The 25,912-nt window shown below is 39.9% G+C and carries 23 protein-coding genes and 1 pseudogene; 14 read left to right on the top strand and 10 right to left on the bottom strand.

What is annotated here, in order from left to right; all coding sequences use genetic code 11:
* Positions 1-216: 216 nt before the first annotated feature.
* The 8 genes from dxs (at position 217) to CSB87_RS07435 (ending at position 8,982) form a co-directional block, all read left to right on the top strand.
* Positions 217-2,121 carry a 1-deoxy-D-xylulose-5-phosphate synthase gene (gene dxs / locus CSB87_RS07470; RefSeq protein ID WP_031953386.1) on the top strand — a complete coding sequence of 635 codons (1,905 nt, stop codon included), beginning with the start codon at positions 217-219 and terminating at the stop codon, positions 2,119-2,121.
* Between the two features lie 121 nt (positions 2,122-2,242).
* Positions 2,243-3,073, top strand: a complete 831-nt coding sequence (locus tag CSB87_RS07465; RefSeq protein ID WP_002052337.1) for an inositol monophosphatase family protein — start codon at positions 2,243-2,245, stop codon at positions 3,071-3,073.
* 410 nt (positions 3,074-3,483) lie between these two features.
* The gene (locus CSB87_RS07460; protein WP_016804170.1) at positions 3,484-5,337 is read left to right on the top strand and encodes a DEAD/DEAH box helicase; all 1,854 of its coding nucleotides are present in this window, start codon (positions 3,484-3,486) and stop codon (positions 5,335-5,337) included.
* A 403-nt stretch (positions 5,338-5,740) separates the two neighbouring features.
* On the top strand, positions 5,741-6,559 hold the full coding sequence (locus CSB87_RS07455; protein ID WP_004711782.1) for an ABC transporter ATP-binding protein: 819 nt from the start codon (positions 5,741-5,743) through the stop codon (positions 6,557-6,559).
* Complete coding sequence (gene mlaE, locus CSB87_RS07450; protein WP_001091949.1) at positions 6,556-7,332, top strand: lipid asymmetry maintenance ABC transporter permease subunit MlaE; 777 nt, start codon at positions 6,556-6,558, stop codon at positions 7,330-7,332. Before CSB87_RS07455 ends, mlaE begins: the two co-directional genes overlap by 4 nt.
* On the top strand, positions 7,332-8,015 hold the full coding sequence (locus CSB87_RS07445) for an outer membrane lipid asymmetry maintenance protein MlaD (protein WP_002049738.1): 684 nt from the start codon (positions 7,332-7,334) through the stop codon (positions 8,013-8,015). The genes mlaE and CSB87_RS07445 overlap by 1 nt, the downstream gene beginning before the upstream one ends.
* Before the next feature lie 26 nt (positions 8,016-8,041).
* A complete protein-coding gene (locus CSB87_RS07440) occupies positions 8,042-8,683 on the top strand; it encodes an MlaC/ttg2D family ABC transporter substrate-binding protein (protein ID WP_002049753.1) in 642 nt (213 codons plus the stop codon).
* Between the two features lie 11 nt (positions 8,684-8,694).
* Positions 8,695-8,982, top strand: coding sequence for an STAS domain-containing protein (locus CSB87_RS07435; protein ID WP_031953384.1), 288 nt, complete (start codon positions 8,695-8,697; stop codon positions 8,980-8,982).
* A gap of 74 nt (positions 8,983-9,056) precedes the next feature.
* On the opposite strand, the gene CSB87_RS07430 is transcribed toward CSB87_RS07435, so the two are convergent.
* The gene (locus CSB87_RS07430) at positions 9,057-10,070 is read right to left on the bottom strand and encodes a CorA family divalent cation transporter (protein ID WP_002049699.1); all 1,014 of its coding nucleotides are present in this window, start codon (positions 10,068-10,070) and stop codon (positions 9,057-9,059) included.
* 157 nt (positions 10,071-10,227) lie between these two features.
* On the opposite strand from CSB87_RS07430, the gene CSB87_RS07425 reads away from it, so the two are divergent.
* Entirely contained in the window at positions 10,228-10,809 is a 582-nt protein-coding gene (locus CSB87_RS07425) for a TIGR00730 family Rossman fold protein (RefSeq protein ID WP_002049746.1), read from the top strand.
* Between the two features lie 14 nt (positions 10,810-10,823).
* Positions 10,824-11,225 (top strand): NUDIX hydrolase, encoded by a 402-nt coding sequence (locus tag CSB87_RS07420; RefSeq protein WP_017392641.1) that lies wholly within the window; start codon positions 10,824-10,826, stop codon positions 11,223-11,225.
* Positions 11,226-11,227: 2 nt separating this feature from the next.
* Here CSB87_RS07420 and CSB87_RS07415 read toward each other — a convergent pair whose 3' ends face one another.
* Together CSB87_RS07415 and recG are read right to left on the bottom strand one after the other, a co-directional pair.
* A complete protein-coding gene (locus CSB87_RS07415; RefSeq protein WP_031953383.1) occupies positions 11,228-11,863 on the bottom strand; it encodes a ComF family protein in 636 nt (211 codons plus the stop codon).
* Complete coding sequence (gene recG / locus CSB87_RS07410; RefSeq protein ID WP_016804172.1) at positions 11,856-13,901, bottom strand: ATP-dependent DNA helicase RecG; 2,046 nt, start codon at positions 13,899-13,901, stop codon at positions 11,856-11,858. The genes CSB87_RS07415 and recG overlap by 8 nt, the downstream gene beginning before the upstream one ends.
* Positions 13,902-13,921: 20 nt before the next feature.
* Here recG and CSB87_RS07405 point away from each other — a divergent pair, with 20 nt between their 5' ends.
* Both CSB87_RS07405 and adeT2 read left to right on the top strand, forming a co-directional pair.
* Positions 13,922-14,737, top strand: a complete 816-nt coding sequence (locus CSB87_RS07405) for an NAD(P)H-binding protein (protein WP_006580703.1) — start codon at positions 13,922-13,924, stop codon at positions 14,735-14,737.
* Positions 14,738-14,816: 79 nt separating this feature from the next.
* Positions 14,817-15,803 carry a putative multidrug efflux protein AdeT2 gene (gene adeT2 / locus CSB87_RS07400; protein ID WP_004711792.1) on the top strand — a complete coding sequence of 329 codons (987 nt, stop codon included), beginning with the start codon at positions 14,817-14,819 and terminating at the stop codon, positions 15,801-15,803.
* 43 nt (positions 15,804-15,846) lie between these two features.
* Here the strand turns inward: adeT2 and plsB are convergent, their stop codons facing one another.
* Positions 15,847-18,420, bottom strand: a complete 2,574-nt coding sequence (gene plsB / locus CSB87_RS07395; protein WP_031953382.1) for a glycerol-3-phosphate 1-O-acyltransferase PlsB — start codon at positions 18,418-18,420, stop codon at positions 15,847-15,849.
* Positions 18,421-18,695: 275 nt separating this feature from the next.
* Here plsB and CSB87_RS07390 point away from each other — a divergent pair, with 275 nt between their 5' ends.
* Both CSB87_RS07390 and CSB87_RS07385 read left to right on the top strand, forming a co-directional pair.
* A complete protein-coding gene (locus CSB87_RS07390) occupies positions 18,696-19,568 on the top strand; it encodes an acyl-CoA thioesterase (RefSeq protein ID WP_002049736.1) in 873 nt (290 codons plus the stop codon).
* A gap of 108 nt (positions 19,569-19,676) precedes the next feature.
* A complete protein-coding gene (locus CSB87_RS07385; RefSeq protein WP_031944200.1) occupies positions 19,677-20,942 on the top strand; it encodes a dicarboxylate/amino acid:cation symporter in 1,266 nt (421 codons plus the stop codon).
* Between the two features lie 43 nt (positions 20,943-20,985).
* Here the strand turns inward: CSB87_RS07385 and CSB87_RS07380 are convergent, their stop codons facing one another.
* The 6 genes and pseudogenes from CSB87_RS07380 to CSB87_RS07360 all read right to left on the bottom strand — a co-directional run bounded on the left by CSB87_RS07380 (position 20,986) and on the right by CSB87_RS07360 (position 25,911).
* Positions 20,986-21,936 (bottom strand): metal-dependent hydrolase, encoded by a 951-nt coding sequence (locus CSB87_RS07380; protein ID WP_079377808.1) that lies wholly within the window; start codon positions 21,934-21,936, stop codon positions 20,986-20,988.
* A 123-nt stretch (positions 21,937-22,059) separates the two neighbouring features.
* Positions 22,060-22,836: a ribosome biogenesis GTP-binding protein YihA/YsxC gene (yihA, locus tag CSB87_RS07375; protein WP_004884586.1), complete on the bottom strand. Its 777-nt coding sequence runs from the start codon at positions 22,834-22,836 to the stop codon at positions 22,060-22,062.
* A 108-nt stretch (positions 22,837-22,944) separates the two neighbouring features.
* On the bottom strand, positions 22,945-23,382 hold the full coding sequence (locus CSB87_RS07370) for an RrF2 family transcriptional regulator (protein ID WP_004884584.1): 438 nt from the start codon (positions 23,380-23,382) through the stop codon (positions 22,945-22,947).
* 85 nt (positions 23,383-23,467) lie between these two features.
* Positions 23,468-24,232 carry a globin domain-containing protein gene (locus tag CSB87_RS07365; protein WP_004711803.1) on the bottom strand — a complete coding sequence of 255 codons (765 nt, stop codon included), beginning with the start codon at positions 24,230-24,232 and terminating at the stop codon, positions 23,468-23,470.
* A gap of 2 nt (positions 24,233-24,234) precedes the next feature.
* Positions 24,235-24,356 (bottom strand): annotated as a pseudogene (locus CSB87_RS20250) (hypothetical protein).
* Between the two features lie 19 nt (positions 24,357-24,375).
* Complete coding sequence (locus tag CSB87_RS07360) at positions 24,376-25,911, bottom strand: helicase HerA-like domain-containing protein (protein WP_004711804.1); 1,536 nt, start codon at positions 25,909-25,911, stop codon at positions 24,376-24,378.
* Position 25,912 lies beyond the last annotated feature (1 nt).

Below are 25,912 nucleotides of genomic sequence, written 5' to 3'. Positions count from 1 at the left end.
TAAGGTTTTCTTTTTTGTATAAAGAAGACGATAATAGTTGATAAATAGTCAGATTATTCAGGATAATCTGCCAACCATACCCATAATGTATGAGAGACTGCTTTGCATGATCTCGTTCGCAAATGTGGCTGATTGAAGGTGACTTCATTCGATTGTATGATCGACCCATTTTGACCCAGCTTAGGATTTGCCAGGCTTATAAAGGCTTTGCCACATATGTTGTATACCGAAATTCCAACTCAACGCCCTGTTACGCCATTGTTAGATGCAATTGATCATCCTCAACAATTACGTCAGCTCGAGCATAGCCAACTGGTTCAAGTGGCTGATGAGTTGCGTCAATATATTTTATATGCAGCAGGCCAGAGTGGTGGCCATTTCGGTGCTAACCTCGGCGTGGTTGAGCTGACGGTTGCGCTGCATTATTGTTTTAATACACCAAATGACCGGTTAGTTTGGGATGTAGGACATCAAGCATATCCACATAAAATCCTGACTGGTCGCCGTGAACAAATTACAACTATCCGTTCAAAAAATGGATTAGCAGCTTTCCCTGCCAGAGAAGAATCGGTTTTTGATACCTTTGGGGTAGGGCATTCATCAACAGCGATTTCAGCTGGCCTAGGTATGTCACTTGCACGCCGTTATCAAAATGACCCATGTGAAGTTGTTTGTATCGTAGGTGATGGTGCAATGACAGCAGGCATGGCATTTGAGGCTATGAATGATGCGGTTGCACATGATGCTGACTTGATTGTTGTACTCAATGACAATGACATGTCCATTTCTTGCAGTACTGGTGGCTTCGCTAAGCATTTAGCTGCAATTTGGGAAAAAGGTCATTTAGTCAATGTAAATGAACATGGTGAAGCTTATATCCAGCCACATCCAAAATGGACCTATAACTCTCGATTACACCAATCGGCAACCGATGCGGCAGATAACCTATTTAAAGCAATTGGTTTTGATTATTTTGGACCATTTGATGGGCACGATGTCAATCAGTTGGTTCAAGTGTTCAATGCACTTAAAAAGCGTAAAGGTCCACGTTTAGTTCACGTTTATACTAAAAAAGGCAAAGGCTTTGCTCCTGCTGAAGCTGACCCGATTACTTACCATGCGATTGGTAAAATTAATGCGACTTCAGGCGGGAAAGCCCCACCAAAGTATTCGGATGTTTTTGGTGAATGGTTATGCGATGAAGCTGCTCAAGATGAGCGGTTGCTTGCGATCACGCCTGCTATGTGTGAAGGCTCGGGCATGGTTAAGTTTGCCAAGCAATTCCCCCAACGTTTCTTTGATGTCGCGATTGCAGAGCAGCATGCTGTAACACTTGCAGCTGGTATGGCATGTGAAGGACTAAAACCTGTTGTTGCAATTTATTCGACATTCTTACAGCGTGGTTATGATCAACTTATTCATGATGTTGCATTGCAAAACCTTGATGTAACTTTCGGTATTGATCGTGCCGGTCTAGTGGGTGAAGATGGCCCAACACACGCAGGTGCATATGACTATGCCTATATGCGTACTGTACCGAATATGGTGATTATGGCGCCAAAAGACGAAAATGAATGCCGTCAAATGCTTCATACAGCCTATGCCTATAATGGTCCTGCCGCAGTACGTTACCCACGTGGTGCAGGTGTGGGTGTCGAAATTCAAAAAGAAATGACGGTTCTTGAATTAGGTAAAGCTGAAATCGTTGCAGAAATTAAACCAAATAGTGATGAGCAAATTACAGTTCTAGCATTTGGTAGCCGTGTCATGGTTGCTATAGAAGCTGCCGAGCAACTTGCACCAAAACACGATGTTGGTGTGCGTGTTGTAAATATGCGCTTTGTAAAACCGCTTGATGAGCAAATGATTCGAGACTTGGCTGAACATACTCATTTATTCGTGACAGTTGAAGAACATGCGATTATGGGTGGAGCGGGTAGTGCAGTAAATGAGTTTATGGCACAAGAGCAAATTGTTAAACCTATCATTAACTTAGGTTTGCCAGACTCATTCTTGCATCAGGCTTCACATAATCAAATGCTGCAAGATTGTGGTTTAGATGCGAAAGGTATTTTGAACTCAATTGAGAGAGCTTGGCTTAAGCAAAATCAGGTCGTTTAATCCGTTAATAAAATTTTTGAAACATTTTTTCCCATAAAGCGCATTCATTTGCTAAAATGTATGCGCTTTTATGCATTATTCTTTGTCAAAATCTTCAAATTTGTATTGTAGTGGGTGTTCAATGGAACCTATGGTGGTGATGGCTGCGCGTGCGGCTCAAACAGTTGGTCAAGAGCTTTTAAAAGCGCATCAAAATCGTCATAAACTCGATTTGCAAGTTGAAGAAAAAGGCATTGATGGTCCTGTAACACGTGTAGATCGTTATTTAGAACAATTAACGATTGATACATTACGTAAAAGTTATAAAAACCATAGCTTCTTAGGTGAAGAGTTCGGTTTGCAAGAAGGCAAAGGCCATGATGCAGACTGGTGCTGGGTCATTGACCCACTTGATGGCACGCAAAACTTTATTAATGGTTTCCCTCATTTCTGTATTTCTATTGCAGTTCAACACAAAGGCGTTACTCAGCACGGCGTAATTTATGACCCTGTACGTGACGAATTGTTCTCTGCAAGTCGCGGTCGTGGTGCGGTGATGAACCAACGCCGTATTCGTGTAAATGTAAAAGATAGCTTAGAAAATACGTTCTTGGCAGTAGGCCATCCTTATCGTGCTAAACGTGCTGGTGAAATCGTATCTTATGCAGAGCAGCACTTTGCTTCATTATTAGCTGTTACTCAAGCGGGTGCTCAAATCCGTCGTGGTGGTTCAGCTGCTCTAGATTTAGCTTATGTTGCTGCTGGTCGTTTCGATGGTTTCTTTGAACTTGGTTTAAAACCATGGGATATCGCTGCTGGTGAACTTATTATTAAAGAAGCAGGCGGTGTAGTGGTTGATGCTCGTGGTGGAAATGATTCACTTGAAAATGGTCAAGTGCTTGCTTGTTCACTTAAAATGCTAAAACCATTAATGCAAACAGTAGTTCCTGCTTGGGATAAAGCTGCAAAATAATTGAGAAACGCTTTGTGAGTTAAAACCCTCTTTTTATAGAGGGTTTTAATTTTTTAATGATCGGTAAAATAGAAATAATAATAGAAATAACGATAAAGTTGATTAAAACACATGACTTTTAAATTCTTTCTGCTATAATCCGCCCACGCACTTAAATTTCCGTTCATTACCTGAACATTCTGTTCTATTCATTGTAAGCGCACGCTGTCCATAGAGAGGACCATTTCTTGCGCCCCGATCGCTCAGCGATTCTTCAGGTTCGGCCGTAATCAAGCGTGCGTTTAATCCACATCGTCGTTACTCGGATTGCCGCTGAATAATAAGGTTCAGCTAATTTTGCTTTGCCGCTTTGTGCCGATGTCTATTTTGTACTTATTAAAAATGGAGCACCCATTAGGGTGAAACTCTCTATGAGCAAAACTTTTGCCGAATTTTCTTTGCATGAAACCTTACAACAAGCGCTTGAAGGTTTAGGTTTTACTACCCCGACTCCTGTGCAAGAACAATCTATTCCTGCAGCTTTAGAAGGTAAAGACCTTTTAGTTTCTAGCCAGACTGGTTCTGGTAAAACTGCTGCATTCTTGTTGCCGACATTAAATAACTTGGCAGGTCAAGAAACTTTCGTTCCGTTCAAAGAACGCATGAAAGCTGTAACTCAACCAAATATTTTGGTAATTTCTCCTACTCGTGAATTAGCACAACAAGTAAGCCAAGATGCAATCGCATTTGTACGTCACATGAAAGGTGTTCGTATTGCTGCCATTATGGGTGGTATGCCGTTTGCTAAACAAATTCAACAGTTAAAAGGCGCGCAAGTTGTTGTTGCAACTCCAGGTCGTTTACTTGACTTGGTAAACCGTCGTCAAATTAAATTAGATCAAGTAGATGCTTTAATCGTTGATGAAGCGGACCGTATGCTTGACCTAGGTTTCTCTGAAGACTTAGAGGCAATCAGCGAATTAGCGGCTAACCGTAAACAAACATTAATGTTCTCTGCAACATTTGCTGATCGTATTATTCGTCTTGCAGCATGCATGATGAAAGATCCAATGCGTATTGCAATTGAAACAGGTCATTCAACCAATACAGATATTACGCAAACATTGCATTGGACTGATGGTTTTGAGCATAAGAAAAAATTACTTACACATTGGTTAAGTGATGAAAACTTAGATCAAGCTGTAGTTTTTGCAAGCACTCAAGAAGACACTGATATGTTGGCTGAAGAGCTTGCTGAAGCAGGTCATTCAGTTGTTGCACTTCACGGTGCAATGCCACAAACAGTTCGTAACCGTCGTTTACGTAGTATCCGTGAAGGTCGTGCAAAAATCTTAGTTGCAACTGACGTTGCTGCTCGTGGTCTTGACGTTCCAACAATTTCACACGTAATTAACTTCGGCTTACCGATGAAGCATGAAGACTACGTACACCGTATTGGTCGTACAGGTCGTGCGGGTCGTACAGGTCAGGCAATTACTTTAGCGACTTATCGTGAGCGCGGTAAGATTCGTGCACTTGAAGAATATTTAGAAGCACGTTTAAGTGTTTCTGAAATTGAAGGTTTAGAGCCATCTCCACCTCCTGCTCGTTCAGGTCGTGATGGCGGTGGTCGCGGTCGTGGCGGCAACGGTGGTCGTGATGGTCGTCGTGGTGGCGGTTTCGGCGGTGGTCGTCGTTTTGAAGGCGAAAGTAACTTCAAACGCCGTGAAGGTGGTCGTGATGACCGTCCGCGTCGTAGCTTTGATGATAAACCACGTGGTGATCGCCCATTCGGTGGTGAAGATCGTCCGCGTCGCGAGTTCAACTCTGACCGTCCACGTCGTGAAGGTGGTTTTGAAGATCGTCCAAAACGTAGCTTCGGTGGTGAAGATCGTCCGCGTCGTGAGTTCAACTCTGACCGTCCACGTCGTGAAGGTGGTTTTGAAGATCGTCCAAAACGTAGCTTTGGTGGTGAAGATCGTCCACGTCGTGAGTTCAACTCTGATCGCCCTCGTCGTGAAGGTGGTTTTAACGATAAGCCTCGTTTTGATTCAAATGATGACAACCGTGGTAATCGCGTAGATTATAAACCTCGTCGTGAAAACGGTTTTGGTGACCGTCCACAACGTAGTTTTGGTGGCGAAGATCGTCCACGTCGTGAAGGTGGTTTCGGTGATCGTCCAAAACGTAGTTTTGGTGGTGAAGACCGTCCACGTCGTGCAGTTCGTGAAGAACATTTTAATCAAGAATCTCGTGGTGAACGTCGTCGTAAATTTGACCGTTAATCTTAAAAAGATTTAAAAAAAGGCCAGTTAACATACTGGCCTTTTTTATTTTTCAGTTTTGTTATAAAATAACAAAGTGTGAAATAGTTCAACATTTATTGTAATAATGCGTAAAAGTAAGCGAAAAGAGACTCCTTTGGCATGGTTGAGTAAATTATTACTTCAACATGGTTTGCCATACCTTTTTATTGCACTCGCTTTGTGTAATGGAATCTATTTTGCCTATGCTTTATTAACTGGCCATTTCGTAGATCAGTTTCAAGTTCTCAATCAGTAAATTTCTTTTCAAAATCTAGCTCATATTGATGAATGAGCTTGTTTCGCTTTTGTCAAAATTACAACAAGATTCTCAAAATTCAGTGTTATAGTATGCGGGCATAAAAGTGCAGGAATGATTGCCATTATGAATAATAAAACTCCTCTCTCGACTCAGTCACTCATTGAAGTGAAAAATTTGAGTTTTAATCGAGGGGAACGCGTCATTTATGACAATATTAGTTTAAATATACGTCGAGGCCAGATTACGGCCATCATGGGACCATCTGGTACAGGTAAAACGACTTTATTACGTCTGATTGGTGGGCAGCTTGTTCCCGATCATGGTGAAGTTTTGCTTGATGGTAAAGATATTGCTCAAATGTCACGTCAGGAATTGTTTGCAGCGCGTGCACGTATGGGAATGCTATTCCAAAGTGGTGCTTTATTTACCGATATGTCGGTGTATGAAAATGTCGCTTTTCCAATTCGTGCACATACAAAGCTTTCTGAAAATCTGATTGCTGAACTGGTCGCTTTAAAGCTTGAGTCTGTTGGCCTGCGTGGAACAGAACAGCTTATGCCTACTGAGCTATCGGGTGGTATGAATCGACGAGTTGCTTTAGCTCGTGCAATTGCGCTTGATCCAGATTTAATTATGTATGACGAACCTTTTGCAGGGCAGGACCCGATTGTAAAAGGTGTTTTAACACGTCTCATACGCTCATTGCGAGAAGCTTTGGATTTAACCACCATTATTGTTTCGCATGATGTTCCTGAAACCCTATCTATTGCCGATTACATTTATGTTGTGGCAGAAGGAAAAATTCAAGGGGAAGGAACACCAGAAGAATTGCAAAAATATGCTTCTCCATTTGTAAAACAATTCTTAACCGGTTCTGCAGAAGGTCCGGTTGAGTACCAGTTTAGCCACCAAGCTTATTTAGATAACGAGGTTCGTCCATGAATACGATTGCCTGGTTAGGTAGACTCGTTATTGAGCGGATTCGAGGGATTGGTGTTGCGGCACTGATGCTCTTACAAATTATTTTTTCATTACCTTCAGCAGGCGGTTTTGGACGTTTCGTCTATCAAATGCATCGTGTAGGGGTAATGTCTTTACTTATTATCACGGTATCGGGTTTATTTATTGGTCTGGTACTCGGATTGCAAGGCTACTCAATATTGGTCAATGTTGGTAGTGAATCAATGCTAGGCACTATGGTGTCTTTAACTTTACTGCGTGAGCTTGCACCAGTTGTTGCTGCTTTACTATTTGCTGGACGAGCAGGTTCTGCATTAACTGCTGAAATTGGTTCGATGAAACAAAGTGAACAGCTTGCCAGTATGGAAATGATTGGTGTTGACCCTTTAAAGCAAATCGTATCACCACGTCTTTGGGCTGGCATAGTCAGTTTGCCAATGTTAACTGTTATCTTTGCTGCGATTGGTATCGTTGGCGGTAAATTGGTTGGTGTTGACTTTCTTGGCGTTGATGAAGGCTCCTTCTGGAGTGGTATGCAAAATAATGTTCAATTTGGCCATGACGTAGTAAATGGCATCATTAAGAGCATTGTATTTGCTTTACTTTGTACATGGATTGCTGTTTTCCAAGGGTATGCATGTGATCCAACACCTGAAGGCATTGCAACGGCAATGACCCGAACGGTTGTATATTCTTCATTATGTGTTTTAGGTTTTGATTTCGTGTTGACTGCGGTCATGTTCGGAGGGATTTAATGAAATCACGTACTAGTGAGCTGGCCGTAGGTATCTTTGTCATTATCTTCGGTATTGCTTTATTCTTTTTAGCGATGAAAGTAAGTGGTTTGGTAGGTACAAACTTGAGCGAAGGTTACACCATGAAAGCTCAGTTTGATAATGTTAACGGACTTAAACCACGTGCTAAAGTAACGATGAGCGGTGTAACAATTGGTCGTGTTGATTCAATCACGCTTGATCCGGTTACACGTTTAGCTACAGTAACTTTTGATCTTGATGGAAAACTGACAAGTTTTAATGCTGAACAGTTAAAAGAAGTTCAAAAAAATGCTTTAGACGAATTACGTTATAGTTCTGATTATACGCAAGCGACTCCAGCGCAACAAAAAACAATGGAACAGCAACTGATCAGTAACATGTCATCCATCACCAGTATTGATGAAGATGCTTATATAATGGTTGCAACCAATGGTTTATTGGGTGAGAAATATTTAAAAATCGTACCGGGTGGTGGTCTTAACTACCTTAAACGTGGCGATACAATTTCTAATACCCAAGGAACGATGGATTTAGAAGATTTAATTAGTAAATTTATTACTGGTGGTGGCGCAGGTAAAGTTGCCGCTGGTTCATCATCCTCAGCAGAAGAAAAAGCTCCTGCAAGTACTGACAGCAGCGCACAGCCGTCATTTGTTGAGTAAGAGATTATTTGAAGGAGTGGTTCCAGGTGAATAAGTTGTTTAAACAAACCCTGACAGCAAGTGTTTTGTCTACTATGATTGCTGGTACAGCTTTTGCTGCACCTTCAGAAGCACCACCTGATTTTATTAAGCGTGTTGCTGATGGTTTGATTGCTCGTTTAAAAACAGATCATGCCAAGTTGCAAAACAACCCTGCTTTAGTTAAATCAATCATACGTCAAAATTTAGATCCGTATGTTGACTCACAAGCGTTCACTCGTATTGTGATGGGTACTTATGCGACAAATCAGTATAGTACGGCTGCACAGCGTGCTCAGTTTGAAACAAACTTCCGTAATACATTAATTGAGAATTACGGTAGTGCATTTGCTAAGTATACAAACCAGACTTACACCATGCGTCCTTATAAAGCGACAGCAGGCAAAAATCCTGTTGTAACTTTAGACTTCAACCACAATGGCGATAAAATTCCTGTGTCGTTCCAGTTGGCTGACAAAGGTTCGCAGTGGAAAATCCGTAACATCAATGTTTCTGGTATTGATTTAGGATTACAGTTCCGCAACCAGTTTGCTGCAACTGTTAAGCGTAATGGTGGCGATTTAAATAAAGCAATTGCTACGTTCCAACCTGATGCAGATGCTGCTGTTAATCAGAACAAACAAAAATAAGTAGGTGAAGAGTGGTTCATTATCTTAACCAAGAGTTAGTTGTTTCAGGCAAAATTGATTTTGAAAATGCTGAACAACAATATCAAGCTGGATTGGCAATTATTAAAAAGCAGACTAGCTTTCCTCTAATTGTTGATTTAAAACAGCTTGAGCATGGTAATACGTTAGCATTGGCGGTGTTAGTTCAATGGTTACGTCAGACGCCACAGAAGTCTGGATTACATTTTAAAAATGTTCCAGAGAAGATGCTGAAAATCATTCAAGCTTGCCATTTGCAAGAAGATCTACATTTGGTCTGATTATGCAAAGATAAAAAAAGCACCTAAATTTAGGTGCTTTTTTTATATAAAGGATTAGTGAATATGGACAGGCTTTAAATCCACTTTTTCCAGCGGAAATAAATGATAGGGCCAATAAAAAAGCCAATAATGATTAATAAGACTGCGATAAAACTACTTTTACCATGAGCAAAAGGCAATACTTCAGTGTTCATACCATAGATACTCGCGATCAGCATTGGTGGCGCTAACATACTTGGTAAAATCGAGAATCGACGAATCGTATCGTTTTGCTCAGTGTTAATGAACCCAGACGTTGTATCAAGCAAGAATCGTACTTTTTGGAATAAGAAAGCATCATGTTCTACAAGTGAACGAACGTCTTCACTGAGCTCTCGGATATCTGCATCGTAGATATGACTGCCTAAGGCACGTGGACGAGATAAAAACGTTAAGACTCTTCGTAAATCAATTAAACACAGTTGAGCTTTTCCAAGCATATCTTCTTGTTGAGCCAAGCGGGTAATCATGTCATCAAGGTCTAAAATCTTCTCACGTTGATGGTTGTTGAGCACCTCAGTAGAGTATTTTTCTAGATCCTTGTGGATATCTTCTAAGATATCCGCAAGCTCATCCAGTTTTGCTTCAAGCAAGCCCAATAAAATCCAAGTTGGATCTTTGTAATCCATTTCATAGTCATTACGACGAGCTCGCGCACGAAATGCACGAAATGCAACTAGCTTCTCACCACGCAAAGTAAATAAGCGATCTTTATGTAAAATGAATGCTACGGTTTGCACCATGGCAAGCATATGGGATGAATCTTCCGCATCTCCATCAACCTGATAATTTTTATTTTTCGTTAAAAAATAGGTGCTGATATGCAAAATGCCGTCATCATCACGGTAGAATCGAGCAGAAGATGAAATGTCTTCTAGCGACTTTAGTGTAGGTAAGTTCTGATCGTAGGCATCTAAGACCCATTGTTGTTCTTCTTGAGAGGGTGCAATTAGATCAAGCCATACTAATTCGGGATGTAGATCAAATCCACCGTTGATGGTGGCATCTTCCAGACTTCCGCGTTCTGTGGCATAAAAGGCTTCAAGCATGTGTCTTTTTTCCTCACGCAGTCTGATGGAAATTGATGGGTGTATTTTAGACAAGGATTTGCCGAAAAACACTTGCCAATACGCTATTTTGCAAAAAAAAACTCTGTCGATAGTCTAGTTTGTCAGCATGACAGTTCAATAAAACGGTTTTTATACTATGAATTCAATTTGTATTTTCTGTGGTTCATCTTTAGGTTCAGACCCAATCTTTCAACAAATTGCTCAATTAACCGGTCAAACTATTGCTAAACAAGGTAAAACACTTGTCTACGGTGGTGGTCGTTCGGGTTTAATGGGCGTTGTCGCTGATAGTGCTTTACAAGCCGGTGGACAAGTCATTGGCGTCATTCCTCGTGCTTTAGTCGATCGCGAGTTAGCTCATCCCGGGCTGACAAGACTATATGTCGTCGAGAATATGCATGAGCGTAAGACCAAAATGGCAGATCTATCGGACGGTTTTATTGCTTTACCAGGTGGGGCAGGTACATTGGAAGAAATCTTTGAACAATGGACATGGGCACAATTAGGTATTCATCAAAAGCCGTGTGCTTTTCTAAATGTAGCGGGCTTTTATGAAGATTTGCTTAAAATGGTTCAAGGAACTGTAGATAAAGGTTTTAGCCAAGCAAGGTTTGCCGATAAATTGATCGCTTCGGATAAAATTGAGGATATTCTTCAGCAATTTGAACAATATCAGCCGCCTGCTCCGAAATGGACAAATGCGGATGTTCAACCATAAATGAGGTTAGATAGGTGAAAACAATTACGGTCGCCGCTGCGGTGATCTTAAATGAACAAAATGAATTATTGCTTGTTAGAAAGCGTAATACACAGGCTTTTATGCAAGTAGGCGGTAAACTGGAGCCGAATGAGGCTCCGGAAACTGCTATACAACGTGAAATCTTGGAAGAAATAGGTAGCTCGTGTGTAATAAAGCGGTTTATAGGCCGTTTTGAGACAGCAGCAGCCAATGAACCAGATCATACGCTGATTAGTCATTTATATTTAGTTCGTTTGAAACAGTCTCCACAAATTGCAGCCGAGATTGCTGAAATGAAGTGGATAAAATTTAATGATTCCGAGACAAAACTTGCGCCATTAACCAAAGAAATTGTAATTCCATGGTGTGAGCAGAACTTATCTACAACTCTATAATTTTAATATGATGTAGATGAAGCAGCAGCTAGGCAACTTGCATAAATAGATGTGCACCCTAGCTGTTTTAGCGCCTGACTTAAAGCGTGAATTGAACTTCCTGTTGTGATTACATCATCAATAATCAGTACACGACGGTAACGCCGTTTTTCTTGAGTCATCGCAACAAATTGCTGTTCAATATTTTCAAATCTTTCGAGTCGAGACAATCCTTTTTGAGAGCGTTCATTTAGGCGCTGCACAGGCTGCCAAACAGGTATTTTTAATTGTTTACTTAAAAGTTTGGCGAGTAATAAGGATTGATTAAAACCACGTTCAGTTAAGCGTTGTTTAGAAATAGGCATAGGTACTATGGCTTGTACCTTAGGAAATTTTATTTGCTGTAAGACCTCGGCAAGTAAGGTTTGGTAGTGTAATTTTTGTTCATATTTGAACTGCTGAATTATGCGATTAATTGGATATGCGTAGTGGCAAGCCACAAGAACAGATTGATCATTGCGCTGAACTGTTTGCTTAAGCCACGGTAGTTGTTCCCAACATTCTTTACAAAGTGAATATTTTTCCCATGTTCCTATTTCACATAATAGGCAAGGGGACAATAACTGAAAAAGATATTGAGGGTTGAACAACTTAAACATAAGCGTATCGAGGTGCCTCAGGCAGCCAACGTTTCAAGAGGGCGTCAGCTTGCTCAGGGTAATCTTTTAGAACTTGTTGTGCAACGTAATGCGCTTGACTCAGTAAATGATCATCTCGTTCTAAACGTGCGACACGGAAGCCCATATCACCTGTCTGTTTTGTTCCTAATAATTCACCCGGACCTCGTAATTCAAGATCTTTTTCAGCAATGACAAAGCCGTCGTTACTTTCTCTTAAAATTGAAAGTCTTTCTTGCCCATTTTGTGAAAGTGGGGGTTTATAGAGAAGAACACAAAAACTAGCCTTTGCACCTCGTCCGACTCGACCTCGTAATTGGTGTAGTTGTGAAAGACCTAAGCGTTCAGCATTTTCAATGACCATAATTGAGGCATTAGGTACATCTACCCCAACCTCAATAACAGTTGTTGCAATTAGCAGTTGTAGTTCATTGTTTTTAAATGCTTGCATGACAGATTGCTTTTCATCAGCTTTCATTTTGCCATGAACCAAACCAATATTAAGTTCAGGAAAGCGCTCTTTCATTTCTTGATAAGTGGCTTCCGCAGCTTGAGCATCTAAAGTTTCGGACTGTTCAACCAGAGTACATACCCAGTAGGCTTGTTTACCTTCTCGGCAATTTGTAGCAATGCGATTTAGCACTTCTTCACGACGATCTAGCGGAATTGTGACGGTCTGAATTGGAGTTCGGCCTGGCGGCAATTCGTCAATAATCGATGTATCCAAATCGCCATAAGCACTCATTGCTAATGTTCTAGGAATTGGCGTTGCAGTCATGACGAGTTGATGTGGTGTGAGTTGTTCTGCGCCTTTATTACGTAAAGCTAATCGTTGATCTACCCCAAAGCGGTGCTGCTCATCAATAATCACAAGTCCTAGTTTGGCAAACTCAACATTATCTTGAAACAAAGCATGCGTACCTACAATAAGCTCTGCATGGCCTTCTTTGATTTGTTGTTCAGCTTGTGTTCGTGCTTTACCTTTTTGTTTGCCTGACAGCCAAGCTACTGTAATACCTAAAGGTTCAAACCAGCGTTTAAAATTTAAATAATGCTGCTCTGCTAAAATTTCGGTAGGTGCCATTAAGGCAACTTGCCAATCTGCTTCTAAGGCGTGACATGCCGCAACTGCCGCAACTAAAGTTTTACCTGCACCTACATCACCTTGTACTAAGCGTAACATCGGTTGGTGTTGTTTTAAGTCGATTAAAATTTCTTTTGATACACGCTTTTGTGCGTTGGTCATTTGAAAGGGAAGAGCTTCTAACAGTTTTTTTGCAAGTACTTTACTACTCGGAAAAGCAGGTGAGGCAATTTGACGAATATAAGCACGTCGCGTGAGAAGGCTAATTTGATGTGCGACCAACTCTTCAAAAATAAGGCGTTGCTGAGCAGGATGAGACCCTTGGGCCAATTGAATCATATTGGCATCGACAGGTGGCTCATGAATGTAATGTAGGGCTTCTTTGAGTGCGTATCCATTTGTATATTGTTTAGGAAGCAGCTCGGGTAGAGCATCACTATGATGCTTCAACGCCTGTTTAACATATTCACGTAACTTAGGTTGCGTTAAACCATCAGTACTTGGGTAAATTGCCGTGAGCTGCGTTTTGGGTAGAGGCGTATGCTCATTAATGAGCTGAATTTCTGGATGATAAAGCTCAAGTCCCCTTGCACCTACGCGAACTTCACCAAAAATACGTAAACGGTTACCAGGTTTTATTTTGTCGGTTAAATTTTTATAAATATGATAAAAGCGTAAAGTCACCTTACCAAATTCATCTTGTATTAATGCGGCCATAGATTTACGTTTACCTGGAGGGAAATCAACAGATTTGACTTCACCCTCGAGTAAATAACTACGACCAACCACCAATTGATTCATAGGAATAATGGTACTGCGATCTTCATAATCACGGGGCAGATGAAACAGTAAATCATCTGTGGTAAAAATATTTAGTTTTTCGAGTAGGGCTGCTGAAGCCGATCCAACGCCTTGTAACTGATGGACTGAAGTCATGTCCCCTCAACGAGTTCTCTATGCATATATTATTTATCGGTTATGGTAAAACATCTCAGCGTGTTGCTAAACAACTATTTGAGACAGGACATCAAATTACCACAATCAGCCGTAGCGAAAAAACAGATCCTTATGGGAAACACCTCGTACAGGATATTTTTACACTTGATTTAAGTGAAATTGCGCCTGTAGATGTAGTGTATATTTTACTTTCTCCAGACGATAGTACAGTTCAAGGTTATCAACATACTTACGTTGATAGTATTGAACCTATTCGTCAAGCATTAAAATCACATCCGGTCAAAAGACTCATTGTTGTGTCATCTACACGTGTATATGGTGAAAACTCTGGTGAAACTATTAATGATGATAGTGAGATTCACCCGAATGATGCTCAAGGACATATCCTGCATAATATGGAATTGCTTTGGCAGAAATACTTTCCAGCTCAGTGCGTGATTGTACGTCCTACAGGGATTTATGGTACTTCGATTGACCGATTAAAACGCATGGCTGAAAACACACAGTCCTATCCAAATATTCACTATAGTAATCGTATTCATATCGATGATTTAGCAAGATTTTTAGCATTTTTAGCCGATTTTGAAAAACCGCATAAGAGTTATCTTGTTGCAAATAATGCTCCTGTACCTTTACATGAAGTTTTACTGTGGTTCCAAAGTCAGTTGGATTTACCACTTCTTACTTTAGACTCAGCCCATGTTTCAGGTAAAAAGATATATGCGAAACATTTATTTGAAACAGGTTTTCAGCTTGAACATCCGATTTGCTTTAATGACTATTTATTATGTTTAAATGCTCATGGTACAAATTAAAATTTAGACTAAACTTTAAATAACAATAGAAATACCAGAAGAGGCAATCAAATTGCCGATAAAGAAAAAAAGGTTGCAAGTGAAGAAATTTTGTTTAGCTCTTATTTTGAGCGTAATGTCAGTTGCGAGTTGGGCTCAAGATCAGGTGTGGTGTACATATGATCCTATGGGTACCCAAGGGGATATAACGCGTCGTTTAAACGACATTCGATTATATGCTCAGCAATATCAAGTCAAGTTCAAGGTCGTCAGTTATCAAAAAGAGCAGCAAGCTATACAAGCTTTTGATGAAGGGAAATGTTCGGGTCTAGCAGCCAGTAACTTTAATACTTATCAGTACAATCATTTTATGGGGAGTAGTTCGGGTATTGGTCTTATACCTAATAACCGAACCGCTCGAAATTTATTGCAGCTTTTAAACCATCCTACAATTGAGAAAAAACTCATTAATCAAGACTATGAAGTGGTCGGTATGATTCCAGTAGGAACAGCTTACATGGTCATGAAAAACAAAAAAATATCAAAAGTTGCACAGCTTAGAGGCCAGCGAGTCGGAGTCTTGGCTAATAATCCGCCACAGCAGGCTTTGGTGAGAAGTGTAGGGGCGCAGCCAGTCTATGTTGATTTATCCAATGCAATTGCCCAGTTCCAGCAAAATAAAATCGATATTATGCCTGCACCGATTTATGGTCTTTTACCTTATAACTTACAGAAAGATTTCGGGCCAGACACTCAAGTGATTAATTTTCCATTGGCTTATTTCGGGGTAAATCTAATTATTAAACCTCAAGCTTATCCTGCCAATTTTGGACGAAAAATTCGGGCTTGGTTTGTGCAAAATAGTCAATTACTAACGAATAGAGCAATGCAGTGGGAAAATCATTTACCTGCCTATTATTGGGTAGATGTTTCTTTTTACGAAAAGCAGAGCTATGACATTATGGTGGCCAAAATACGGAATCAATATGTTCGCTCTGGATATTATGATGCATACTTTGTTGAGCTAATGAAACGCTTACGTTGTATCGATGATCCACGTTACTTTGAATGTTCTATGCGTCGATAAAATAAAAAGGCAACCTGAGTTGCCTTTTATTTTGACTAAAATTTTAAGATTTCTTACGTTTTAAACGGCGTTTAGCTTGTTGAGAAGCCATTGCTTCAAGGGCTTCTTTTAACTCTTCATCAGTAAAGGTCGTGATGTGTTGCAACATTTGTAATGTTACTTCATCGAGCACTAATTGTGCGCCTGCTGCCATTTGACGGAAATTATCATCAAACTCGATTTGGCCTTGGTCATTCGTTCGAATGTAGTTTTGTTGAGTTAAAACTTTAATAAAGCTTTGGAACAATGCTTTGTCAAAGAACTCTGGAGAATTAAACTCGTAAAGAACAGACAAGCGTTGTCCTAATAAATGACTTAATTCTTCAACTTGTTTTGCTGAAATATTGCCTGAACCACGCTGAGTGATTAAAGCTAAAGTCATGTAATAACGTTCAAGGCTTTGTTTAACAGGTGTTGCTAATACAACAAGCTGATTATGCTCTTCGGTATTTGGTGCAGAGCTGATTAAATTACCTTCGTCATCTTGTTGAATAAGATTTGATTGAACCAATGCATCTGCATATTGTTCAATCTGTTCTTTAAGTTCGCTACTTTTCCATTTAAGGAATAGTTCGGCTTTTAAGAATGGATAAAGCGTATAGATAACGTTGCTTAAATCAGCACGGCTAATTTTCCCGTTATGTTCAACAAGAGATGCAATCAATGAAGGTAAAACGAAAGCATGCAAAATGTTATTGCGGAAATAGGTGAGGAGAACCGCTTGGTTATCTTCAATCGCAATAATGTCACCAAGGGCATGCTGTACACGCTTAATGAGTTTAAGCTTTAAGCCATAAGCAATAATTTCCTTACCAGATAGCGGTGTTACTTCTGTGCGCTGATCGTAAGGGAAATTTGATGCTAAATTGCGGTAAGCTTCAAGCTGCTTAATACAGATTTCTTCATCAAGAGTATGCTTTGGTGTTGCAAGCAAAATAATTGAAAGTAAAGAAACCGGGTTAATCACTACCGCACGGTTAATATTTTCTAAAATCGCATTTGCAGAACTGTTTACTGCTTCTGAAACAGCAGGTGGTACTGGGTCGTCATTCTTTTCAATATAAACGTTCTCAGCATTATGCTGTTTAAGCAAGTCATCTAGAAAAACAGGTTCACCGAAGTTAACGTGTACTTTACCGAAAATACGTTCAATTTTTCGGAGTGTTTTCAAAATACCAAAAATAGACTCGGCTTCTTTTGGTTTACCTTGCATTTCACCTACATAGGTTGAACCTTCCATAAGGCGCTCATAACCAATGTAAGTTGGCACAAATACAATTGGCTTGGCACGGCCACGTAAATGACTATGGACCGTCATTGCGAGCATACCGGTTTTCGGTGGTAATAAGCGGCCTGTACGCGAACGTCCGCCTTCAATAAAGTATTCAAGTGGTGTGTTGCGAGAAAGAATACTATATAAATATTCTTTAAATACAGAAGTATAAAGTCCATTACCACGGAAAGAGCGGCGAATAAAGAAGGCACCGCCACCACGTAAAAGCTGACCAACAAAAGGTAAGTTTAAGTTGTCGCCCGCAGCAATATACGGAACCATCAAACCACGTTTATAAATCACATAAGACAGTAATAAATAGTCAATGTGGCTACGGTGACATGGTGTGTAAACAATTTCATAGTCTTTCGCGAGCTCACGAACAGTACTGAAGTTATGAACTTCTACGCCGTCATAAAGCTGAGTCCATAGACGTGTTAATGCTAAATCTGCAAAACGTACTGCTGAGTGAGAATAATCAGATACGATTTCATTCACATAACCAATCGCACGGCGCTCTGCTTCAAGCATGCTAATTTTACCGCGAATACTTTCGCGTCGAATTGCTTCTTGAACATCACGAGACTTTAATACCGACTGCATGACATTGCGGCGGTCTGATAAGTCAGGGCCTAAAACAACTTCACGTTGACGGTCAAGGTAGTCATTTAAAGTACTAACAATATAAGTCGCTGGCGAAAGGTTTGGATAATGCTTCTGAGCATATTCAACGAGGTCACGTAAAGACTGTGGTTCATGGAATTCCAAATACGATTGGCGACCATGCAAACCAATATTTACAAGTTGTTTAACCGTACTTGGTGTTGCCCATGTATCTGAGAATAACAACTTAAACCAAGAGTCTTCTTTATCTGGAGAACGACCCCATAAAACGGTTACTGGAACCAGTTCTATGTCGAGTTCAGGATTTGCTTGTAAAACTTCGATCAGTTTAATTAAACGTGGCGGAAAAGCATGAGGAGGGGGATTAAGCAGGTTATTTTCATCATTGTGTTGTAAAAATAAAACTGAAGCTTTTTCCTGATGAGTACCGATGACTAATGGATCTAGCGCTGGCTTTAAATTTAAGCGACGAGTTTCTCCATCCACCACTAAAGCATTACTGCGAGAATGATTTTGCAAGACATAGCACACCACTTTTTGGCGCTCGGTCTTCGCTTCCGTTTCTGTTGTTTCTGATACTGGTTCAGTAGGAACTTCCCCAAGAACATGTGGTGTTACCACGAGGTCAAGTAGCTTACTTGAAAGCCGACGATACATTTGACCAAACCCACTCTTGGACATAAGAACTCCTACTTCTTAAAGACAAATCCCGGCACCAAAGGCAGAGGGTAAATATTTTGCGGTATTTATTAAAAAAAACAATATGCTATTTTCTGATAAATTATAATTCTTTTGGCATTTTTTATCGTTAAAAATCGTATTTTTAGCTGTTTTAAAGGCAATGTTTGTCAGAAGTTGACTGATTGTTCCATGTACAAATAGTTTTTTATGGCACAATAGATTCTACACATCTGTCCTTTAATACCAATTTTGCCTGCAATATGAAGGTATCTCTCATGAATGCGTTAACCCAAGAACTGGTTGAGCTGCTCACTTTAGAAAAGCTTGAAGAAAATATTTACCGTGGAATTAGCCGTAATTTGGTCGGTAAACGTGTTTTTGGAGGTCAGGTTTTAGGGCAGGCTTTACGTGCAGCTTCTTATACAACTGACCGTCCTGCGCATTCTATGCACGCTTACTTTTTATATGGAGGCGATATTAATGCTCCAATCATTTATGAAGTAGATCGCTTGCGTGATGGAAAAAGCTTTGTCAGTCGTCAGGTTCGGGCAGTCCAACATGGACGAGTTATTTTCTCTGCAATGGTATCTTTCGCCAATCCTGAAGAAGGCTTGAACTACCAACACTCAGAACCAGAATATCCAGCTCCTGAGACGTTAAAGTCGGAAAATGAACTGAAAGAAGGTATTCTTAATTTTGTACCGGAAAATGTTCGTGCAAGTTTCATGCGTGAACGTCATGTTGAAATACGACCGATTGATCCAGTCAATCCATTTCAACCACAACCGGAAGCGCCATATAATGCGCACTATATCCGTACCCATGACCGTATTCCAAAACAACTCGATGATATCGCTTTACATCAAGCAATTGTGGCGTTTTATTCGGACTTTACTTTGATGACTACGGCTTTAAGACCACATGGTCTTAGCTATATTTCTCCAAGTTTGCAGTGTGCCAGTATTGATCATGCCATTTATTTCCATCGCCCACTTCGCGCTGATGAATGGATGCTCTATGACATGGAAGCAACAGTTAGTGCAGCTTCTCGTGGTTTGAATTTTGGTCGTATGTGGCAAAATGGCCAACTTGTATGTAGTACGGTACAAGAGGGTTTAATTCGTTTGCGGGAAATTGAAACGCAATAAACTTATTTATAAAGCCATCTCATAAGATGGCTTTTTTATTTTAATTGAAAGGATGTGACAAAAAATTGCTCGAATGAAAAGCAAGCTCATGTCATATTTGCAAAAGGATTGCCTACTGAAAAAAATAATGCTGATATGAACTTAAATACACAAATTCTGATTGCTGCCATTTTAGGTTTAGCCTTTGGCTTCATGCTTACCATGTATCCTGATACTGCTTTTGTAAAGCATAGCTTATACGGGTTAGGCATATTAAGTAGTGTCTTTATTGGGCTGCTTAAAATGTTGTTGGTGCCGTTAATTTTCAGCTCTATTGTTGTGGGAGTTTCAAATTTACAGGCAGGAGGGCAGCTAGGTCCTGTTTGGAAAATTACGTTTTTATGTTTTATCACGACCACCACATTAGCCTTAATCTTGGGTATTGGCTGTGCTCATTTATTTGAGGTGGGGCGAGGCGTAGATATTTCAATTTTTCAGGCATCAATGCAAAACTATCAAGCACCAGATAGTTTAAACCCAGCAACTTTCTTTACTAACTTTATTCAAAATACGTTAATTAATCCCTTTAAAGCATTTAGTGATGGAAACGTTTTAGCTGTTGTGGTGTTTGCACTATTTGTGGGTTTTGCATTGGTTCAAGGTGGTGAACGCTTTAAGAGTATCCGATTATTAAGTCATCAGTTTTTTGAAATGATGATGATGCTAGTGGGATGGGTCATGAAGTTGGCGCCATTAGGAATTTTTGCATTACTTGCTAAATTAATGGCTACCGAAGATATTTCAGTATTAAGCCGCTTGGCAGAGTTTGCTGTTGTTGTAACTGGAACCACTATTTTCCATGGTGCTGTTGTTTTGCCATTACTGCTCTGGATTGTTGGTCGTATGAGTCCTTGGACTTTTTTCAAAGGTACACGTACAGCCTTAATTACTGCGTTTGCAACAAGTTCGAGCTCTGCAACAATGCCGCTGAGCATGAAATGCACACAGGAAAACTTAGGTGTTCGTCCTCAAACGGCAGGTTTTGTGATTCCATTAGGTTCTCAACTTAACATGGATGGTACAGCTTTATATGAGGCTGCCGCTGCGCTCTTTGTTGCAAATTTAGTGGGACTAGACTTAAATCTGACCCAGCAAATTGTTGTGTGCTTAACAGCGATGATTGCATCACTTGGTGCACCAGGAATTCCAAGTGCGGGTATGGTTACCATGATTATGGTATTACAGTCTGTGGGTTTGCCTGCTGAAGCAATTGCGATTTTACTTCCAATCGACCGTTTACTTGATACAGTAAGAACGGTGGTAAATGTGCAGGGCGATATGATGATTAGTGTAGTTGTAGATCGATATACTAAAGAGAAAGATATCAGTTTCTAATCTCTAAATAAAAAAGCAGGATTTATATCCTGCTTTTTTATTTTTAAGCGGCTTGTAGCTCGGCTCTTTTTGCTGCTGGAGATTGAGATAAATAACTTACCGCATCTTCAGTGCTACCTTCTTTAACTGGATCGTACCAAGGCATGAGATAGTCAATTTGCTGAGCAATAAGCCAAAATGGATTTGGTAATACCTGATTATCTTTACGGCTAATCTTGTACCACTCTACAGCAACCCAAAATGGAAAAAATTTAGATTTGGCCGCATCGGCAAACCGAGGATCTTGCTTCATAATATGCGCAGCGCCGTCTACCCATAATCCAAGGACAAGGGTAATAACAGCAAGGCTTAAGTAGTAACGTGGGATGTAACCACCACCAAGATGACGATATAAGTCAAAGGCTACGGTGCGATGTTCAATTTCTTCAGAACCATGCCATTTAACCAGATCTACCATTTCTGGATCTGCGCCTAATTCTTCCCAACGGTTGTTATAAAGCGCATATTTACCGAGTACACAGGTCATATGCTCAACAGTTGCGATAACACCTAAACGAAATAAATCCCATTGTTCCTGCAAGAACTGAGGAACTTCTTTATCAAAAGGTTTATCTGCCAAAGCAGTGGTAAATAGATAATTCATAATGTCCAGATTTCTCTGGATATCAATATTACGTGCGCTTAAATATTCTTTATTGGCAGAAGTGTGTGCATTTGCGTGCATTGCTTCTTGGCGAATAAATGCTTGAACATCCTGTTTAAGTTTTTCATCGGTAATACGAGGTAAAACCTTATTATAGAGTCGACAGAACCAGAACTCTCCAGCAGGCAAGATATTATTAATTTCATTAATAAAATAACTTGCAAACGGTTGGTTTGGAATCCAGTCTACAGGGGTATCTTTCCAGTCAAATTTTACCTTGCGTGGAAGAATTTTATAATCAATAGAAGAACCTAAAGCCTTATTCTTCAAAAAAGATAGCAATTTCATCATTTAGTCCTGATTTTTAACTCGATGAAGTTATAACGAGTATAAAAAAAGCCCCTACATTTGTGTTTAGCAATAGGGGCCAATTGAATATAAATTTAATAAAGAAATTGTATCTGTTTTGACGATTTACTCTTCTGCATCCTCATCGCTTGCTTCAGGGATCGCATCGACGTCAAATTCAGGCTGTTGCTCAAGCGTAAAGTGTAGACGTCCAGCCATTACACTTGCGAGTTCTTCTAAGCCTAGTTTATTTAATGAAGAGAAAAGCTGAATTGAGAAATCAAGCTTCATTTTTTTCAATTGTTGTTTAACTTCAAGCAAAACTTTGTTTGCTGGACCACGGTTAAGTTTATCTGCTTTGGTTAAAAGAATATGAACAAATAAATGGCGGGAATAAGCCCACTCTAGCATCATCATGTCAAAGTGCTGTAAAGGATGGCGAATATCCATGAGTAAAACTAATCCTTGTAAACTTTTACGATGGATTAAGTAGTTCTCCAATTCTTTTTGCCAAACACGTTTCATATCCTCTGGTACAGCCGCATAACCATAGCCTGGAAGGTCAACTAAACGTTGATCGGGATTACCTAAACTGAAAAAGTTAATCATTTGCGTACGGCCAGGTTTTTTTGAGGCACGTGCGAGTTGTTTTTTGTTGGTTAAAGCATTAATAGCGCTAGACTTACCAGCATTTGAGCGCCCTGCAAAAGCAATCTCGTAGCCACTATCTTCAACACAAAGTGCCAATTTAGGTGCACTCATTAAAAACTCAGCTTGGCGTAACCAGTTCAAAGATTGTACGGCATATTCCGTGATCGCCGGGTCTGGTTTTTTTTCATAACTGATCTTTTGCTTGGGTGCTAGTCTGGCTTTGGTGTCTTTCGATTTTTCACTACGACGCATAAAAAATAACTTTTTAAATGAGAGGGCTCGCGCTTAGTATAAAGGAGCTTGGTTATTCTTGCTAATTTTCAGTAAGCTTGGTTGTAAAGATAAATAGAATTACAAACATTAGATTTGCAAAAAAGAAATAGGGGATGTGTCGGATGCAGTTTTAGGCTGTTGTAAAACTTCACCTAAGGTATGTTGATCTAAACTTTGATAGAAACTTTCTAAAGCCTGATCAAGAATTCCTTTTAAACCACAATGCGAGCGTAAAACACAAGGAGGAGTATTGCATTCAACAATTTGATGATCACCTTGTAAAATTCGCACAATTGCGCCGAGCTTTAAATCTAAAGCTTTTGGATTTAAACGAATTCCACCACCTTTACCTCGAATGGTAATAATCCACTCTTGTTTACCCATAAAATGGACAACCTTCACGAGATGATTTTGTGAAACATATAAATCTTGAGCGATTTCTGCAATTGTGTACGGTGCATCACTTGGGCGAGCGACATACATTAATATTCTTAAAGCATAATCGGTAAATTTATTAAGTTGCATGATCACCAAAAACAAAAGGATAAGAGGTTGATCATCTTAGCCTGAAAGTCTAAAGAATAAAACTTTCAGGCTAGAGCTTTTTCAATTACAGCGTTAAAGGGGCTGAAACTTGTACTTGATCACCAACTCTATAGTGTTCAAGCAAAATGTTCGAAACTGAGAACTCTGTATGGTTTTCTTCAGGCTGAACATCAAAATGATAAGTATTATTTTCTTGAGCCTCTGTGAACTTAAATGCTTTAGGTTGTTCAAGTTGTTGGTCGGGAACTTGAACTTTTACAGAAATAAAGGCATTTGCTGGGCCAGTTAATACATCTTCATGGTCAGTTGCTTTTAAAGTGAAACGTTTGCCAGATTCAAGTGGATCAATTTGTGTGATTTCAAATGAACGCCAACCAGCCCATCCACCTTTTAAGCTCTCAAGTTGCGCATATTTCTGTTTTTCAACACCAATTAATATATCTGCCAACTGTAAATAAGCTTGTTTCCACGCTTCAATGAGTTCTGATTCAAAAGGAACATTTAAAACTTCACTAATTGAATGAAGCAAGTTATCGCCCACAATTGCATATTGATCTGGCTGAATGTCTAAACTCACGTGCTTCGTGGTAATGCGTTCAACTGCTTTGGCAAGTACTGTAGGATTCTCAATATTTTCAGCATATGCGAGTACTGCTGCTGCAAGAGCACGAGGTTGGCGTAGGCTGGTTTGATCATCAAGATTAAAAACATTTTTTAATTCTGGGTTGTTATTCAACATACGTTTATAAAAGTATGTAGTCAGCGTAACGCCATGTTCGCGCAATACAGGTACAGTAGATTTAACGAGTTCAATTTGTTGTGGAGTCATGGCTAGACCTTAATTATCTGGCTATATAAGATGTATTTAAAATACATCTTTAAGAAAATTGTGGCAATAGCTTTTTTACAAAAACCTTAAAAAAATTAAGGGATATTACATCCCTTAATTTAATTGATTGATTTGATTATTTTTTATTTTCCAAATAATGAGCCGAGTAATCCTCGTACTAATTTTTGTCCTGTACTGCCGCCTAAACTTCGAGCGGCACTTTTTGCAAAAGTTCCAACAATATCTTGAGTCAATTTTGCTCGTTCTCTTGCCGCACGTTCTTCTTCTTTCTGTTGTTCACGTGCTAGACGTTCTTGTTCTTTAGCTTGCTGTTTCGCTAAAGCTTCTTGCTCTTTGGCAAGCTCCGCATCTTGTTTTTGTTGTTCACGCTCAGCGACTTTATTTTGGAGCATTTCATATGCACTCTCACGGTCTACGACTTGTTCATAGACGCCAGCAATAATACTTTGCTCAATTAAAGTTTTTCGCTCTTCAGGTGTGATAGGGCTAAAAGAAGAGTAAGGAGGCATAACCCAGCCACGTTCAACAATTTGTGGAGTACCTTGCTCATCTAGACAACTAATAAGTGCCTCACCCACGGCTAGCTGTGTAATTGCCTCATCCACTTTAAAATCAGGATTTGAGCGGAATGTATCTGCAGCAGTTTTTACTGCTTTTTGATCTTTGGGGGTAAAGGCGCGTAGGGCATGTTGCACACGGTTACCGAGCTGACCCAAAACACTTTCTGGTAAATCAAGTGGGTTTTGAGTGATAAAGTAAATACCGACGCCTTTAGAGCGAATTAAACGTACAACTTGTTCAATTTTTTGTTGTAAAGCTTGACTGGCGTTGTCGAATAACAAGTGAGCTTCATCAAAGAAAAACACGAGTTTTGGTTTATCCATATCACCAACTTCAGGAAGTTGTTCAAATAATTCAGAAAGCATCCATAACAAGAAAGTGGCGTATAGCTTAGGTGTATTCATGAGCTTGTCTGCAGCAAGAATATTGATATAGCCACGACCATTAGCATCAGTTTGTATAAAGTCTAGAATATTTAAAGCTGGCTCTCCAAAGAACTGGTCTCCACCTTGGTCGGCAAGAGCGAGCAAATTACGCTGAATTGCTCCTAAACTAGCTGGAGATAGATTGCCGTACTCGGCTTTAAATTCTGCCGCATGTTCACTCACAAAGGTGATCATAGCTTTCAGATCTTTAAAGTCGACTAACAGTAATCCTTGATCATCTGCAATGCGGAATACAGCAGATAAAACACCTTCTTGAGTATCATTTAGGTTAAGTATGCGTGCTAATAAAATTGGTCCAATCTCAGAAATAGTGGTCCGAATAGGATGGCCTTGTTGCCCAAATAGATCCCAAAAAATAACGGGATTAGCCGCAAATGGAACACTATCAATTTGTAGAAGCTTTAAGCGTTCATTAAATTTATCCGAGGCCTCGCCAGCTTTTGCAAGACTTGAAACATCACCCTTTGCGTCAGCAAGAAAGACGGGAACACCGATTCGAGAAAAACTTTCTGCAAGAACTTTTAGGGTGACAGTTTTACCTGTACCCGTAGCACCTGCAATCAGGCCATGTCGGTTGGCAAATTGAGAAAGCAAAACAATTTCTTTTGATGTGTCATTAATGTTTTTTGCAATAACAATCGGTGTACCCATA

It is taken from the genome of Acinetobacter sp. AR_0276 (genome assembly GCF_003000705.1).
Taxonomy (GTDB): Bacteria; Pseudomonadota; Gammaproteobacteria; order Pseudomonadales; family Moraxellaceae; genus Acinetobacter; species Acinetobacter nosocomialis.
The sequence above is the reverse complement of the archived record's forward strand: the minus strand, read 5'-3'. Positions and strand labels throughout refer to the sequence as shown.